16 protein-coding genes and 1 tRNA gene are annotated in these 14702 nt (G+C 72.1%); 6 read left to right on the top strand and 11 right to left on the bottom strand.

Translation table 11 applies throughout. The annotated features are described in order from the left end of the window. Positions 1-25 precede the first annotated feature (25 nt). Both ABD292_RS44640 and ABD292_RS44635 read right to left on the bottom strand, forming a co-directional pair. Complete coding sequence (locus ABD292_RS44640; RefSeq protein WP_344218710.1) at positions 26-1015, bottom strand: ABC transporter substrate-binding protein; 990 nt, start codon at positions 1013-1015, stop codon at positions 26-28. A gap of 73 nt (positions 1016-1088) precedes the next feature. Continuing rightward, positions 1089-2081, bottom strand: a complete 993-nt coding sequence (locus tag ABD292_RS44635; protein ID WP_344218709.1) for a LacI family DNA-binding transcriptional regulator — start codon at positions 2079-2081, stop codon at positions 1089-1091. A 231-nt stretch (positions 2082-2312) separates the two neighbouring features. Here ABD292_RS44635 and ABD292_RS44630 point away from each other — a divergent pair, with 231 nt between their 5' ends. Then, positions 2313-5711, top strand: a complete 3399-nt coding sequence (locus ABD292_RS44630; protein WP_344218707.1) for an alpha-L-arabinofuranosidase C-terminal domain-containing protein — start codon at positions 2313-2315, stop codon at positions 5709-5711. Here the strand turns inward: ABD292_RS44630 and ABD292_RS44625 are convergent. Further along, positions 5698-6450, bottom strand: a complete 753-nt coding sequence (locus tag ABD292_RS44625) for a metallophosphoesterase (RefSeq protein WP_344218705.1) — start codon at positions 6448-6450, stop codon at positions 5698-5700. The genes ABD292_RS44630 and ABD292_RS44625 overlap by 14 nt on opposite strands. A gap of 83 nt (positions 6451-6533) precedes the next feature. Here ABD292_RS44625 and ABD292_RS44620 point away from each other — a divergent pair, with 83 nt between their 5' ends. The 3 genes from ABD292_RS44620 (at position 6534) to ABD292_RS44610 (ending at position 7774) form a co-directional block, all read left to right on the top strand. Beyond that, positions 6534-6737 carry a DUF4236 domain-containing protein gene (locus ABD292_RS44620; protein WP_329592109.1) on the top strand — a complete coding sequence of 68 codons (204 nt, stop codon included), beginning with the start codon at positions 6534-6536 and terminating at the stop codon, positions 6735-6737. Positions 6738-6787: 50 nt separating this feature from the next. Beyond that, positions 6788-6988: a DUF4236 domain-containing protein gene (locus ABD292_RS44615; protein WP_329592107.1), complete on the top strand. Its 201-nt coding sequence runs from the start codon at positions 6788-6790 to the stop codon at positions 6986-6988. A gap of 69 nt (positions 6989-7057) precedes the next feature. Next, complete coding sequence (locus ABD292_RS44610; protein WP_344218703.1) at positions 7058-7774, top strand: endonuclease III domain-containing protein; 717 nt, start codon at positions 7058-7060, stop codon at positions 7772-7774. Between the two features lie 44 nt (positions 7775-7818). On the opposite strand, the gene ABD292_RS44605 is transcribed toward ABD292_RS44610, so the two are convergent. From ABD292_RS44605 to ABD292_RS44575, 7 genes are all read right to left on the bottom strand, one after another. After that, positions 7819-7891: transfer RNA gene (locus tag ABD292_RS44605), tRNA-Ala, on the bottom strand. Between the two features lie 51 nt (positions 7892-7942). Further along, positions 7943-8767: an alanyl-tRNA editing protein gene (locus ABD292_RS44600; RefSeq protein WP_344218701.1), complete on the bottom strand. Its 825-nt coding sequence runs from the start codon at positions 8765-8767 to the stop codon at positions 7943-7945. 7 nt (positions 8768-8774) lie between these two features. Continuing rightward, positions 8775-9989 carry a CynX/NimT family MFS transporter gene (locus ABD292_RS44595; protein WP_344218699.1) on the bottom strand — a complete coding sequence of 405 codons (1215 nt, stop codon included), beginning with the start codon at positions 9987-9989 and terminating at the stop codon, positions 8775-8777. A 170-nt stretch (positions 9990-10159) separates the two neighbouring features. Beyond that, the gene (locus ABD292_RS44590; protein WP_344218697.1) at positions 10160-10801 is read right to left on the bottom strand and encodes an SRPBCC family protein; all 642 of its coding nucleotides are present in this window, start codon (positions 10799-10801) and stop codon (positions 10160-10162) included. A gap of 39 nt (positions 10802-10840) precedes the next feature. Continuing rightward, positions 10841-11218 carry a hypothetical protein gene (locus ABD292_RS44585; RefSeq protein WP_344218695.1) on the bottom strand — a complete coding sequence of 126 codons (378 nt, stop codon included), beginning with the start codon at positions 11216-11218 and terminating at the stop codon, positions 10841-10843. Continuing rightward, on the bottom strand, positions 11215-11577 hold the full coding sequence (locus ABD292_RS44580) for a hypothetical protein (RefSeq protein ID WP_344218693.1): 363 nt from the start codon (positions 11575-11577) through the stop codon (positions 11215-11217). Before ABD292_RS44580 ends, ABD292_RS44585 begins: the two co-directional genes overlap by 4 nt. Positions 11578-11611: 34 nt before the next feature. Then, positions 11612-12298, bottom strand: a complete 687-nt coding sequence (locus tag ABD292_RS44575; RefSeq protein ID WP_344218691.1) for a TetR/AcrR family transcriptional regulator — start codon at positions 12296-12298, stop codon at positions 11612-11614. Positions 12299-12353: 55 nt separating this feature from the next. Between ABD292_RS44575 and ABD292_RS44570 the strand changes: the two genes are divergently transcribed. Both ABD292_RS44570 and ABD292_RS44565 read left to right on the top strand, forming a co-directional pair. Beyond that, positions 12354-13718, top strand: a complete 1365-nt coding sequence (locus ABD292_RS44570; protein WP_344218689.1) for a DHA2 family efflux MFS transporter permease subunit — start codon at positions 12354-12356, stop codon at positions 13716-13718. Further along, complete coding sequence (locus ABD292_RS44565; protein WP_344218686.1) at positions 13688-14182, top strand: 2-thiouracil desulfurase family protein; 495 nt, start codon at positions 13688-13690, stop codon at positions 14180-14182. Before ABD292_RS44570 ends, ABD292_RS44565 begins: the two co-directional genes overlap by 31 nt. On the opposite strand, the gene ABD292_RS44560 is transcribed toward ABD292_RS44565, so the two are convergent. Continuing rightward, positions 14158-14541: a hypothetical protein gene (locus ABD292_RS44560; protein ID WP_344218684.1), complete on the bottom strand. Its 384-nt coding sequence runs from the start codon at positions 14539-14541 to the stop codon at positions 14158-14160. The two genes, ABD292_RS44565 and ABD292_RS44560, sit on opposite strands and share 25 nt — an antisense overlap. Positions 14542-14702 lie beyond the last annotated feature (161 nt).

Below are 14702 nucleotides of genomic sequence, written 5' to 3'. Positions count from 1 at the left end.
GCTCGCCGGCCCGGCGTCCTTACGATCAGTACTGGCGGGAGGGCAGGGCCTGCTTGGCCTGCTCCTGGGTGAACGTGGTCTCCTCGGTCACCACGCGGGCCGGCACCTGCTCGCCCTTGACGACCTTCTTGGCCAGGTCCATGAGCTGCGGGCCGAGCAGCGGGGAGCACTCGACGATGAAGTTGATCTTGCCGTCGGCGAGCGCCTGCATGCCGTCCTTGACCGCGTCGACCGTGATGATCTTGATGTCCTTGCCCGGGACCTTGCCCGCGCCCTCGATGGCCTCGATGGCGCCGAGACCCATGTCGTCGTTGTGGGCGTAGAGCACGTCGATGTCGGGGTTGGACTTCAGGAAGGCCTCCATGACCTCCTTGCCCTTGGCGCGGGTGAAGTCGCCGGTCTGCGAGGCGATGATCTTGAACTTGGGCTCGGCGCCGATGACCTCCTGGAAGCCGGCCTTGCGGTCGTTGGCCGGGGCCGAGCCGGTGGTGCCCTGGAGCTCGACGATGTTCACGGTGTCCTGGCTGTCCTTGTACTGCTCCACCAGCCACTGGCCGGCCTTCTTGCCCTCCTCCACGAAGTCCGAGCCGAGGAAGGTCTTGTAGAGGGAGGTGTCCTTGGAGTCCACGGCGCGGTCGGTCAGGATGACCGGGATCTTGGCGTTCTTGGCCTCGTTGAGCACCGGGTCCCAGCCGGACTCCACCACCGGCGAGAAGGCGATGACGTCCACCTTCTGCTGGATGTAGGAGCGGATGGCCTTGATCTGGTTCTCCTGCTTCTGCTGGGCGTCGGAGAACTTCAGCGTGATGCCCGCGCTCTTCGCCGACTCCTGGACGGACTTGGTGTTCGCGGTCCGCCAGCCGCTCTCCGCGCCGACCTGAGCGAAGCCCATGGTGATCGTGTCGTCGCCGCCACCGCTGGTGCCGGCGCTGGTGGTGCCGTCGCCGCTGCCGCAGGACGCCACCGACAGCGCGGTGAGCCCGGCGAGGACCAGGGCCGAGATCCTCTTGAACACTGGGGGGTTCCCTTCTGATGTGAACGCTAACACCCCTGCTGGGGCCAGGGACCGCCGTCATCGCGCGCGGCCGCTAGCGACCTTCCGGGGGCTGGGCCGTACTGGCCCTGCGGACGAACGCCGGCGGCACCACAAGGCGCTCCCGCTCCTGGAGGCCGTCCTCCAGTCGCCGCACGAGCACCTCGATGCTGTGCCTGCCGACCGCGTCGAAATCCTGTCTGATGGTCGTGAGCGGCGGCGAGAAGTACGCCGACTCGGGGATGTCGTCGAAGCCGACGACGCTCACCTGGCCGGGCACGCTCACCCCCTGCTCGGTGAACGCCCGCAGCACTCCGAGCGCCATCTGGTCGTTGGCGACGAAGACCGCGGTCACGTCCGTCATGCGCGCCAGGCTGCGGCCCGCCTCGTATCCCGAGCGCGGGCTCCAGTCCCCGGCGAGCGGTTGCGGGGCCTCGCGGCCCGCCTGCTCCAGCGCGGCCCGCCACCCGGCCACGCGTCCTTCGGCCTCCAGCCAGTCCGACGGTCCGCTGACGTGCCAGACCGTCTCGTGTCCCAGGGAGAGCAGATGCTCGGTGGCGAGCCTGCCCCCCGCGACCTGGTCCACGCTGACCACCGACACCTCCCCCGCCTGGCCGCCCTCGACGGCGACGGTGGGGATGGCGAGCGGCAGGTCGGCGAGGGCCCGGGCGGCCGAGCGCTGCGGCGCGACCACCACGACCCCGTCCACGCCCTGGTCGGCCAGGTAGTCGAGGGCGTCACGGACGCCTCCGGAATCGATGGACTTGAGGCTGACGATGCTGACGAAGTAGCCGGCCGACCTGGCCGCCTGCTCGATGCCGTACACCGTGCTGGCCGGGCCGTACAGCGTGGTGTCGAAGCTGACCACGCCGAGCGTCCGCGACCGCTTGGTCACCAGGGCGCGGGCGACGAGGTTACGGCGGTAGCCGAGCTTGTCGATCGCCTGGAGCACCCGGGCGCGGGTCTCGCTGCGCACGTTCGGGTGATCGTTCAGCACGCGGGACACGGTCTGGTGCGACACGCCGGCCTCCCTGGCCACATCGGCCATGACCGGTAAGCGACGCCCCAGGCGGGATCCCACTGCCATGCTCCTTCCCTGGCTTGGCCCCGACTGTGAACGTTAACAACCGGTCTCGTCAAGAGGTCGCCGGATTACGGTCGGGTTACGCAAACTCGCTCTTGACGTGCTGGGCGGCCGGTCTTTACGGTGGCGCGGATCGCCGATGTTAACGCTCACTCATTGTTAGCGCTAACACGATCTTGAGGAGCCCCCCGACTCATGATGCGCATCGCCCTGTCGGCCCTGCTGGTGGCCGCCCTGCTGGCCGCGCCGCCTCCCGCGGCGGCGGCGCTCGCGGACCCCGTGCCCGAAGGCGCGGTCGTCGACCCGTTCGACGGCGACGCCCTCGGACAGGACTGGACCGTCCTGTCCCCCGACGAGTCCCGCTGGAGCCTGTCCGGCGGGGCGCTGCACCTGGACACCCTGACCGGTGACACCCACCAGGGCACCAACAACGCGCGCAACCTCTTCCTCGTCGACGTCCCCGACGGCGACTTCGAGGTGGTGACCAGGCTGAGCGCGCACGTCGCCCTCGACTACCAGAGCGCGGGCCTGCTGGCCTGGCAGGACTGGGACAACTACGTGCGGGCCGGGCTCGCCCACGTCGGCTTCGCCGGCGGGCCGGTGATCGAGACCGCGACCGAGGTGGGGGCCGCCTTCACCTCGGCGTTCGCGGCCCGGCCGGGATCGACGGCCGAGACGCTGAAGCTGGCGCGCCACGGGGACGAGTTCACCTCCTCGTACTGGGACGGCACGGCCTGGGTGCAGGCGTCCCGCATGACGGCCAGGCTGGAGGTGCGCCGGCTCGGGCTGTTCGGGCTCTCGGCGCAGAACGGCGCCTCGATGCGGGTCGACTTCGACTACATCGCGATCAAGGCGGCCGAGGGCCGGCCCGTGGTGCCGGACGGGCCGTTCACGTTGCGGGCGGCGGCGCTGCCGTACCTGGCGGCCGACCGCTCCGGCGCGATCACGGCCGCGGCCCGGCCGCCGCGGACCAGCCTCGCGCTCACCGCCGTCCCGAGCGGGGACGGGGTGCTGCTCAAGGACGTCGCCACCGGCCGCTTCCTGCGGGCCGCCGACCGGGTGAGCCTGGCCGGGACCGGCTCGGTCTTCCTGCTCAAGGACGCGGGCGGCGGCAAGGTCACGCTCACCTCCGGCGACCGCGCCGTTGCCGTGACCGGCGGCCGACTGGTCATGGGGAGCCAGGCGGCCAAGTTCCGCGTCGAGGGCTACACGACCGGCAAGCTCACCGCGGACACCAGGGCCGCGGGCACGAAGGTCTCCCCCAACCTCTACGGCGTCTTCTACGAGGACATCAACCACGCGGCCGACGGCGGGCTCTACGCCGAGCTGGTGCAGAACCGCTCGTTCGAGTTCAACTCCACCGACGAGCCCTCCTACACCGGGCTGACCGCGTGGAGCAAGGCCGAGCGCGGCGCCACCGCCGCCCTGACGGTCTCAGGCGAGCAGCCGCTCAACCCGAACAACCGCAACTACCTGCGGCTGGAGGTGACCGGCGGCGGCACCGCCGGCGTCGTCAACGCGGGCTTCAACCGGGGCCTGCCGCTCAAGGCCGGCGAGCGCTACGACCTGTCGCTGTGGGCGCGGCGCGACTCGGCCGCCACGCTGACGGTGACCGCCGAGGCCGGCACGGCCGTGCTCGGCACGGCTTCGGTGCGGGTCAAGGCGGGCGGCTGGACGAAGTACCGGGCCTCGTTCACCGCCTCGGCGACCACCGACGCCGGCCGGCTGGTGATCCAGGCCCCCGAAGGGCGCACCGACCTCGACATGGTCTCGCTGTTCCCGCGCGAGACGTACAAGGGGCACGGCATGCGGGCCGACCTGGCCAAGCTGATCGCCGACCTGAAGCCGCGCTTCCTGCGCTTCCCCGGCGGCTGCGTGACCAACGTCGGGACCTACGACCCGTACTCACTCAACCAGGACCGGCGGCGGATCTACCAGTGGAAGGAGACGATCGGCCCGGTCGAGGAGCGGCCTGCGAACTTCAACTTCTGGGGCTACAACCAGTCGTACGGCATCGGCTACCACGAGTACTTCCAGTTCGCCGAGGACATCGGGGCCGAGGCGCTGCCGGTGCTGTCGGTGGGCGTCAATGGCTGCGGCGAGAACCGGCCGCTCACCGACGAGGCCAAGCTGGCCCGCTGGGTGCAGGACACGCTGGACCTCATCGAGTACGCCAACGGCCCGGTCACCTCCACCTGGGGGAAGAAGCGCGCCGAGATGGGGCATCCGAAGCCGTTCGGGCTGGAGTACATCGGGCTCGGCAACGAGGAGATCTATCCGGAGTTCTTCACGAACTATCCGAAGTTCGCCGACGCCGTCCGGGCGAAGTACCCGAAGATCAAAATCATCAGCAACTCCGGGCAGACCTCCCAGGGGGCCTGGTTCGACCGGATGTGGCAGTTCGCCCGCGACCAGAAGGCCGACCTCGTGGACGAGCACTACTACAACAACCCCGACTGGTTCCTCGCCAACAACCACCGCTACGACACCTATGACCGCAGCGGGCCCAAGGTGTTCGTCGGCGAGTACGCCTCGCGCGGCAACGCCTTCTCCAACGCCCTCGCCGAGGCGTCGTTCCTGACCGGCGTCGAGCGCAACTCCGACGTGATCGAGCTGGCGTCGTACGCGCCGCTGCTGGCCAACGTCGACTACGTGGACTGGACGCCCGACCTCATCTGGTTCGACAACGACCAGGCGTACGGCTCCCCCAGCTACCACGTGCAGCGGCTGTTCTCCCGCCACGTCGGCGACCGGGTGCTGCCGAGCTCCTTCACCGGCGAGGCCAGGCCGGTCGAGGACATCAGGGGCGCGGTCGGGCTCGGCTCCTGGCGCACCCAGGTCCGCTACGACGACGTGAAGGTGACCGCCGCCGACGGGAGCGTCCTGCTCGCGGAGGACTTCTCGGCGGGCGCGCCCGGCTGGACGCCAGGCCCCGGCACCTGGACGGCAGGGGACGGGGCCTACACGCAGAGCGCCCTGGTCGAGGACGCCCGCTCCACCGCCGGGTCGGCCGGCTGGTCGAACTACACGATCGAGGTGACCGCCCGCAAGACCGGTGGCGACGAGGGCTTCCTGGTGATGTTCGGCGTGCGGGACACCGGAAACTTCTACTGGTGGAACGTCGGCGGCTGGAACAACACCCAGACCGCGATCGAGAAGGCCGTCGACGGCGGCAAGTCGGCGCTCGTCACCTCGGCGGACACCGTGCAGACCGGCCGCGACTACCGCCTCAAGGTGCAGGTGGACGGGCGGAGGATCACGACCTGGCTGGACGGGCGCAAGGTGCACGACTTCGTGGACAGCGCCCAGGTCGAGCCGCTGTACCAGGTGGTGTCCAGGGACGGCGACCGGGTCACGCTCAAGGTCGTCAACGCCCAGGACAGCGCGGTCCGCACGGCGGTGGACCTCGGCGGCGCCCGGTTCCGGCCGGCCGCCGTGGTCACCTCGCTCACCGGATCGCCGTCCGACGTCAACACCCTCGCCGAGCCCGAGCGCGTCGCGGCCGAGGAGTGGCGGGAGAACGGCCTGTCCGCCTCCTTCGGCTACGACTTCCCCGCCCACTCCGTGACGTTCATCGAGCTCACGGAGCGATGACCGCGCGGTAGTGGGTGGTGATCCTGCCCTCGTCGTCGAGCACGTGGAAGGCGAGCGACGGGGGCAGGACGTAGTCGAGACAGGTCTCCCACGTGGTGCCGCCCTCCCAGGGCAGCGTCAGGGTGGAGACCACGCCGGGCGCGACGAGGAGCGGCCGGCCGGCGAACGTGGTGGCGGCGGCCGTGTGCGCGTGGCCGACCAGGACCGCCGCCACGTTGGGGTGGCCGACCAGCTCCTCCAGGCGTGGGCTGGGGCGCAGCATGATGTCGTCGAGCAGCGGCGCGTGCAGCGGCACCGGCGGGTGATGGAAGGCCACGAAGACCGGGCGGTCGCTGTCCGCGAGCACGCCCTCCAGCCAGTCCAGGGTCTCCTCCTCCAGGTGGCCGGGGTTCTGGCCGGGGATGGAGGAGTCGCACATCGCGTAGATCGCGCGCGGGGTGCGCAGCACCTGGTTGACCGGGCCGGGGCCCGGGTCGGGGTCGCCGAGCAGGACGCGGCGGAACTCCTCGCGCACGTCGTGGTTGCCGGGCCCGATCAGCACGGTGTGGCGGGAGGTGAGCAGCTTGCGGGCCTGCTCGTACTCGTCGGCGGTGCCGTGGTCGGCGATGTCGCCGGTCACCAGCACGGCGTCGAGGTCGGCGGGGAGCGCGTCGAGGTGACGCATGACGGCCCGCGCGCGGGCGACGCTCTCGGGGGTGGCGCCGATGTGGATGTCACTCAGGTGCGCGATCACAATCACGCACCCCACCGTACGCCGGGGACGCCGTCGGAACTCCGGTCACCCGCCGCCCGTTGAACCGGACGAACAGCGAAGGAGGGGCCTTGGGCTGGCACTACAGGAAATCCATCAAAGTAGGACCTTTCCGGATCAACCTCTCGCGGCACGGCATCAGCCACAGCTACGGCAACCGCCGCTTCCACGTGACCGCGACCCCCGACGGCCGGCGGCACGTGTCGGTGCGCCTGCCCGGCGGCTTCCACGTCGGCAAGACGTTCGGCGGCCGGAAATACCGCGGACATTACTGAATTCGATACAACGCGCTTTTCGTGGGTAGTGGAGTGCCCTCGCGAATTCGATGGAGGAGTTCGAGATGGGCTGGAGCTACCGTAAGTCGATCAAGGTGGGCCCCTTACGGCTGAACCTGTCCCGCGGCGGGGTCGGCCACAGCTGGGGCAACCGGCTGTTCCGGGTGACGCGGAGAGCCGACGGGCGTCGTACGCTGTCGGTCAATCTGCCCGGCGGCTTTCACTGGCGCAAGACCACCAACGGTCGCTGACCGTTCGCCATAGGACGGACCGGAGGGCCCCCCTCCGGTCCGTTCCCATGTCCACGGAGGGGGGAAAGGGTGACCGATCGGGTGATGGAGGTGCTGCGGCGGCTGCGGGCCGGGCGGGAGGCGTTCGCGCCGGGCCCGGCGCTGCCCGTCGTGGACCAGGTCGTGGCGACGGTCCTGTCGCAGGCGACCTCCGACGTCAACTCCGGCCGCGCCTTCGCCCGTCTCAAGGACAGGTTCCCCGCGTGGGAGCAGGTGGCGGACGCGCCGCCGGAGGAGATCGCCGACGCCATCCGCTGCGGCGGCATCGCCGAGCGCAAGGCCCGCCGCATCCAGGAGATCCTGGCCGCGATCGAGGACCGCGAGGGCGCGATCACCCTGGACCGGCTGGACGGGCTCGACGACGAGGCGGCGGAGTCGTACCTGACCTCGCTGCCGGGCGTCGGCCCGAAGACCGCGGCCTGCGTGCTGATGTTCTCCATGGGGCGGGCGGCGTTCCCCGTGGACACGCACGTGCACCGCGTCACCACCCGGCTCGGCTGGATCCCGCCGGGCACCTCCGCCGCGGAGGCGCACCGTCTCCTGCGGCCCATGGTGCCGCCGCAGGTCCGGCACGAGCTGCACATCGCGCTGATCAGGCACGGGCGTACGGTCTGCCAGGCACGCCGGCCCCGGTGCGAGGAGTGCGTGCTGCGCGAGGTGTGCGCGTACGGCAGCGACCCGGCAAATCGAAGAAGTGCGCCACCGGACGCCACCGCAGCCCGGCCGCGTGGTCGCCGGGCGGGGTGAAGGGCCGAGCCGCGCAAGCCACATCGGTGGCTCGCCAAGAGGGGTGGAGCTATGGGGATTCGAACCCCAGACCTCCTCCATGCCATGGAGGCGCGCTACCAACTGCGCTATAGCCCCTTGCGATCACCAAGTGTATAGGACTTCCGGAGCGCCCGCGCCCCGGAAGCTCTAGCCGCAGGTGGTGTGCATGGTCAGGGTGGCCTCGTCGAGGGTGAGCGAGACCTGGACCCGGCCCAGCTCGCCGGTGCGGGCGACGTGGGTGCCGCCGCACGGGATGGCCGCCTCGCCCTCGGGCAGCTCGCAGCGCCAGGTGCGGCGGGCGGTCAGCTCGGGGCCCGGGACGTCGATCCGGACGGGGGCGTCGGCGGCGACCCAGGTCTTGAGCCGGTCGTTCACCTCGCCGGCGACCGCGTCGACGTCGAGCCCCTCGGCGGAGAAGCCCTTCTTCCGCAGCGACTTGCCGAGGCGGTAGACGTCGACGCTGCCGCCCTCGACGATGCGCGACGAGGTGATCGCGGTCTGGTCGAAGTCGGGGTGGCCGAGCCGGTCGAGCCTCGCCTCCTTGCGCCAGTGGCCGGCGAGGGCCGCGTTGAGCGCGAGCGCGGCGAGGTGGCAGGCGGTGTGGCCGGCCGAGAGCGCCGCGCGGTGGGCGGCGTCCACCTCCAGCTCGACCTCGGTCCCCACGGGCGGCGGCGCCTCGCCGGTCACGTGGACGACGAGCCACCGCCAGCCCTCGTCCCCGCGCCGCACCGGGATGTCCGCCCCCAGGAAGGTCTCGCCGGTCGCCGACTGGGCCCCTGTCACGCAGTCGATGACCGGCGTCCCGCCGACCGTCCCGCGGTCGGCGGGCTGGTCGGGCCAGGTGTGGTCGAGGGGGTGGAAGGGCGTCTCGGCGACGACGAGGCCGTGCCGGTCCCCCACCGGCACGACCCCGACGAGCTCGGAGCGGCCCGAGGTCCGGCCGCTGGGGAAGGTGACGAGAGTCGAGTTCACCCGTCCATCATCCCAGCGCCCGCTCGTCCTCCAGGTGCCGCTCGCGGCCGGCGTACAGGCCGGCGACGAGCTGGACGGCCAGCACCACGAAGATCAGCGTGTACGGCAGCGCCCAGCCCCCCGACGCCTCCCGCAGCACGCCGACCAGCAGCGGCCCGCCGCCCGCGATGAGATAGCCGGCGCTCTGGCCGAAGGCCGACAGCGCGGCGGTCACCTCCGGCGTACGGGTGCGCAGCCCCAGCATCACCAGCGCCAGCGGGAACGACCCCATGCCGACGGCGATCAGCGTCACCCAGAGCGGCGCCCACGAGGCCGGCCCCGCCCAGAGACCCCCGAAACCGACCGCGTAGAAGGCGACGAGCCCGACCACCATCGGCCGCTGGTCGCGGAACCGCGCGGCGATCATGGGCACGACGACCGACACCGGGATGTTCAGCGCGGTGAACACGCCGAGGAGCACTCCGGCCTCGGAGGTGCTGTAGCCGCCGTCGGTGAGGATGGTGGCGAGCCAGCCGAACATGATGTACGCGATCATCGACTGGGTGCCGAAGTAAATCGCGATCATCCAGGCCAGCCGGCTGCCCAGCAGCCGCCGGATCCCCGCGTCCCGGCCTCCCGTGTCCCGCTCCGGCTCACTGCGCAACAGCGCAAGCCACGGAATGGCGGCCACGGCGGCCAGGGCGGCCCACACGCCGAGCGCGACGTGCCAGTTCCCCGACGCGCGCTCGATCGGCACGGTCGCGGCGGCGGCCAGCATCGTGCCCGCCGCCAGGGCCGTGGTGTAGACGGTGGTCATGATCCCGGTGCGCGCCGGGAAGTGCCGCTTGATCAGCGTCGGGATCAGCACGTTGCCCACGGCGCCGCCGGACAGCGCGACCGCGCTGCTCAGCAGGAACACGGGGGCCGAGCCGACCAGCGACCTGACCAGCATTCCCACGCCCAGCGTGACCAGGGCCAGCAGGAGCAGCCGGTGCTCGCCGACCCGCCGGGCGAGCGTCGGGGTGACGGCGCCGACGCCGGCGAAGGCCAGCACCGGGAGGGTGGTGAGCAGGCCGGTGCCGACGCTCGTCATGCCGAGCGCGCCCGCGAGCTGGTCGAGGAGCGGGCCGACGCTGGTGACGGCGGTCCGCAGGTTGAGTGCGGCGAGGACGATTCCCAGCACGAGGAGCCAGGCGAGGGGGGTGGTCGTCCTGCCTCGGGGCTCTGACGCCAGAACGCTCATGCCGGACAAGTCCTCCATTCATCAAGTCATGGGACGAATCACCACCTTAACAGGACCGAAATGTGCGTTTATTCCGCCCCACGTGCCGGTCCCCGGACACACGACAGCGGCCGCCACTTGGGCGGCCGCTGTTCGGGTCGAGGGTGTCCTGCAGGACCGGTCGAGGAGTCCTACAGGACCGGCCGGGGCCCCTGCGGGGGCTCGTCACGCGGAGGGAAGGCGCCGGGAGCCGGCAGGGTCGTGTCGCCGCCCGGCATGGACGGGTCGGTGCCGCCGATCGTGCCGGGCGGCACCTGCTGCGCGCCGCCGTACGTGGAGCCGTGCTCGTGCGTGCGCGGGGCTGCGCCGTCGTGCTGGTGCGGGCCGGGCACGTCGCCGCGCCAGCCGCCCGTCTCAGCGCCGCGCGACTCGATGAACTGCTTGAACCGCTTGAGGTCGCCGTTGACGCGCAGGCGGACCAGCTGCAGCCAGTCGCCGGCGGTCTCGACGAAGCCCTCGGGGTCGTACTCCATCTGGAGCGTGACGCGCGTGCGGCCGTCGTCGATGCGGTGGAAGGTGACGACGCCCGCCTGGTTCGGCTTGTCGACGCTGCGCCAGGCGACCCGCTCGTCCGGGTGCTGCTCGGTGATGTCGGCGTCGAACTCGCGCCGGACCCCGGCGATCTCCGCCACCCAATGCGTACGGGTGTCGGTCACCTGTTTGACCGACTCCACGCCTTCCATGAACTCGGGGAAGCTCTCGAACTGCGTCCACTGGTTGTAGGCCACCCGGATGGGGACCTCGACGTCTACGGAATGCTCGATCGTACTCATGGGTTCAGCCACTTCCCGGCCGGGCCCGACGTTAACGCCTCAATGCCGTTGCCGGCGCAGCCAGTAGAGCCCGACGAGCGGGAGCACGAGCGGGATGAAGAGATAGCCCTTGCCGTAGACGGACCACACGGTCTCGTCGGGGAAGGCCGCGGGGTCGAGGACGCTGGCGGTGCCGATGATCAGCACCCCGGCCAGCTCGACCAGGAGCGCGGCCAGCGCGAGCCGCCGCGCGCCGCGCCAGAGCGCGACCGTGAGCAGGATGTAGACGGCCGCCGCGAACGCCGACAGGCTGTAGGCGAGCGGCGCCTCCCCGAACCTGGTGGCGATCTGCACCGCCGCCCGCGCGCCGGCGGCCAGCGAGAACAGCCCGTAGACGGCGATCAGCGCCCGCCCCGGCCCGCTGCTGATGGAGCTCATGCCACGCCCTGCCAGATCTGCCCGAGCCTGGCGTTCATGACCGCGATCGCGAAGCCGGCCACGACCAGGATCGCGGTCCCCCACCGGGACCGTTCGGCCAGCGCCAGGAACACCCCCGCGGGCGGGATGACGACCTCGCCGATGAGGTAGCCCCACAGCGTCGCCGGCTCAGGCGTCTCCGCTCCCCCGGCCAGCGCCGCGATCACGAAGCCGACCTGCACCAGCACGGCGACCTCCAGCACGCCGAAGCCGATCAGCAGCACCATGCCCATGGGCCGGTCGCGGATCGCGGTGATCAGGCTCGCCAGCATGAGCAGCAGCGCGACGGTGATGACGATCGCGGAGACAGTGGTGTTCATCGGGGGTAAGGCTATCGCCAGGGGGCCTCGCCCCTCAGCGCGGCAGCTCGCGTTCGATGCCGTCGAGCAGCCAGCGCAGGCCCCGCTCGAAGTTGTCGTCCGCGCCGGGGACGCCCCGCTCCAGCATGGGCGCCAGGTGCGGCAGCTCGCCGCCGTCGACCAGTTCCCTGACGTACGGCTCCGCGACGGCGGCCCGCTCGGCGTCGCTGACGCCCTCGTGCCGGGGCGCGGCGCGCTCCTGCGCCTCGCGGACCATGTAGCCGGTCATGTAGTCGGTGTAGGCGGTCAGGAACCGCCAGGCGGCGGGCGGCTCGACGCCGAGCCGGGCGAAGACGGCGAGCTTGTGCTCGACGTGCCGCAGCGCGTTGGGCCCCGCGGGCAGGCCCTGCGCGACCAGGTCCATCCGCCAGGGATGGCGGCGGACGAGGTCGCGCTCGCGGCGGGCGATGGCGAGCAGCGCCTCGCGCCAGTCGTCCGGCGCGGGCCCGTCGGCGCGCAGCTCGGCGGCGACCTCGTCGAGCATGAGCGCGAGCAGGTCCTCCTTGCGCTCGATGTAGGAGTAGAGCGTCATCGTCCGCGCCCCCAGCTCGGTCGCCACCCGCCTGATGGAGACGGCGGCGAGGCCCTCGGCGTCGGCGAGCGCGACGGCGGCGGCCACGATCGCCTCCCTGGTCAGAGCCGGGCGGCGGGGCGGCGCGGGACGCGACCAGACAGAGCTCACAGGACCCGATCCTAAGCCAGGCGCTACACCGTACGAAAGTGTTACGGTGTACGACATGCGATACAGCGTACGAACCCCCTTCGTGACGACCGCCCTGGTGGTCTTCCTGGGCGGCGTCATGACGATGCTGGACTCGACGGTGGTGAACGTGGCGCTCACCACGCTCGCCCACGACTTCCGCACCACCCCCGCCACCATGCAGCAGGCGGTCACCGGCTACCTGCTGGCCATGTCGATGACCGTCCCGGTGACCGGCTGGGCCGTCGGCCGCTTCGGCTCGCGGCGCGTCTGGCTGGTCTCGCTCGTGCTGTTCGCCGGAGGCTCCGCGCTCTGCGCCGCGGCCTGGTCGGCCGGCAGCCTGGTCGTCTCCCGCGGCGTCCAGGGGGTCGGCGGCGGCCTGCTCATGCCCGTGGGCCAGGCGATGCTGGCGCAGGCGGCGGGCAAGGAGCGGATGGGCCGCGCCATGGCGCTGATCACGGTGCCGTCCATGCTGGCGCCGGTGCTCGGGCCGCCGCTCGGCGGCCTGGTCGTCGAAGGGCTCGGCTGGCGGTGGCTGTTCCTGGTCAACCTGCCGATCAGCGCGGTGGCGCTGATCGCGGCCGCGCTGCTGCTGCCGCGCGAGCCCGACCCGGCCGCCGCGCCGCGGCAGCCGCTCGACGTGCTCGGCCTGGCGCTGCTCTCCCCCGGGCTGGCCGCGCTGATCCACGGCCTGTCGGAGGCGGGCGACGGGGCCTCCTTCGCGCATCCGGCGCTGTGGATCGGGCTCGCGCTGGTCGCGGCGTTCACCGTGCGGGCTCTGCGGGTGCCGGGCGCGCTGGTGGACCTGCGGCTGCTCGGCGACCGTACGTTCGCCGCGGCGGTCGCGGCGCTGGCCTGCTACTCGGCGGCGATGCTCGGCTTCACCGTGCTCGTGCCGCTGCACAGCCAGCTCGCCGGAGGCGGCGGCCCGCTGGAGGCCGGGCTGCTGCTGGCCCCCCTCGGGATCGGGGCGGCGCTCACGCTGCCGATCGCCGGCAAGCTCACCGACAGCCGGGGAGCGCGCGGGGTCGCGGCGACCGGCGTGGCCGCCGTGGTGGCGGGGATGGCGGCGTTCGCGGCGTTCCCCGGGCCGGTGCCGATCCTCGTGGCCGGGCTGGGGCACGGGCTGGTGTCGACGTCGGTGCTCGCGGCGGCGTACGCCACGCTGGAGCGCGCGGCCATCCCTGCGGCGACCACGCTGAGCACGATCGCGCTCCGCCTCGCCTCCTCCTTCGGCGTCGCGGCGCTCGCGGTGCTGCTGCAACTGCTCACCGCGGCGGGCGCGGCCCGGCCCTTCGGCTACGCCTTCGGCTGCGCCGCCGCGCTGGCCGCGCTCTCGCTGGTGCCGATCGGGCTCATAGGATCGAAGGCGTGGAGAAGATCCTCGTCAGCGCCTGCCTGATGGGCCGCAAGGTCCGCTACGACGGCAGCGCCAAGACCAGCTCGGCCGCCGTGCTCGCCGATTGGCGGGCGGAAGGGCGGCTGGTGTCGTTCTGTCCCGAGGTGGCGGGCGGGCTGCCGGTGCCGCGCCCGGCCGCCGAGATCGAGGGGGGCGCGGGCGGCGCGGCGGTGCTGGCGGGCACGGCCAGGGTCCTGACGTCCGGCGGCGACGACGTGACGGCGGAGTTCCTCGCGGGGGCGCGGGCGGCGCTGGAGGCGGCCCGGTCGGCGGGCGCCCGGATGGCGGTGCTCAAGGAGGGCAGCCCGTCGTGCGGCGCGCTGGCGATCCACGACGGCTCCTTCGCGGGCCGCAGGATGCCCGGTCAGGGCGTCACCACGGCGCTGCTGGAGCAGCACGGCATCCGCGTGTTCGGCGAGGACCGCCTCGACGAGGCGGCCGGCTACCTGCGCACCCTGGAGAGGTAGAAGGCCGCGCCGAGGCCGGCGGCGAGCAGGGTGGCGACCGTGCCGTGGTACACCACGAGCAGCGTGCCCGCCTGGGCCCCCGGCGCGAACGCCGTCGCGAGGATGCCGAGCAGCACGCCGCCCAGCGCGGCCGCGTGCGTGTAGATCAGCCCGTCCCACGCCCACGGCCGGGGCTTCAGCGCGCCGTACGCGCCGATCAGCATCGCGGCGCAGCACAGCGTCTCCACGATCACGGCGGGCGGTATCGGGGGCCGGCGCAGCGGCCCGGGGCCGGCCCCGGCGTGCAGCAGCGCCGCCGCCAGGAAGATCAGTGCGTACAGCAGGGAGAGCCGGCCCAGGGCTCTGCGGATCGCGTCCATGGCACCACGCTCCCACCACGGACGCGGCCGGCCATCGTCCCGGAGGAGGCCGCCCGCGTACGCCTCGCGGTGTATCAGCTGCGCGGGAAACTTTCTCCGCCTCCTGGGAGTCCTAGAAATGGGGGCTCGGAAAATTCCATTCCGAAACGGGGAAAGGGACT

The sequence above is a fragment of the Nonomuraea bangladeshensis genome (genome assembly GCF_039529455.1).
In the GTDB taxonomy this organism is placed as follows: Bacteria; Actinomycetota; Actinomycetes; order Streptosporangiales; family Streptosporangiaceae; genus Nonomuraea; species Nonomuraea bangladeshensis.
This window is presented reverse-complemented; position numbering and strand designations above follow the sequence as displayed.

Excerpts from the sequence above, each read along its gene's own strand:
- ABD292_RS44635 (WP_344218709.1), bottom strand. The coding sequence starts at position 2,081 with ATGGCCGATGTGGCCAGGGAGGCCGGCGTGTCGCACCAGACCGTGTCC.
- ABD292_RS44630 (WP_344218707.1), top strand. The coding sequence starts at position 2,313 with ATGATGCGCATCGCCCTGTCGGCCCTGCTGGTGGCCGCCCTGCTGGCC.
- ABD292_RS44615 (WP_329592107.1), top strand. The coding sequence starts at position 6,788 with ATGGAGGAGTTCGAGATGGGCTGGAGCTACCGTAAGTCGATCAAGGTG.
- ABD292_RS44595 (WP_344218699.1), bottom strand. The coding sequence starts at position 9,989 with ATGAGCGTTCTGGCGTCAGAGCCCCGAGGCAGGACGACCACCCCCCTC.
- ABD292_RS44590 (WP_344218697.1), bottom strand. The coding sequence starts at position 10,801 with ATGAGTACGATCGAGCATTCCGTAGACGTCGAGGTCCCCATCCGGGTG.
- ABD292_RS44585 (WP_344218695.1), bottom strand. The coding sequence starts at position 11,218 with ATGAGCTCCATCAGCAGCGGGCCGGGGCGGGCGCTGATCGCCGTCTAC.
- ABD292_RS44580 (WP_344218693.1), bottom strand. The coding sequence starts at position 11,577 with ATGAACACCACTGTCTCCGCGATCGTCATCACCGTCGCGCTGCTGCTC.
- ABD292_RS44570 (WP_344218689.1), top strand. The coding sequence starts at position 12,354 with ATGCGATACAGCGTACGAACCCCCTTCGTGACGACCGCCCTGGTGGTC.
- ABD292_RS44560 (WP_344218684.1), bottom strand. The coding sequence starts at position 14,541 with ATGGACGCGATCCGCAGAGCCCTGGGCCGGCTCTCCCTGCTGTACGCA.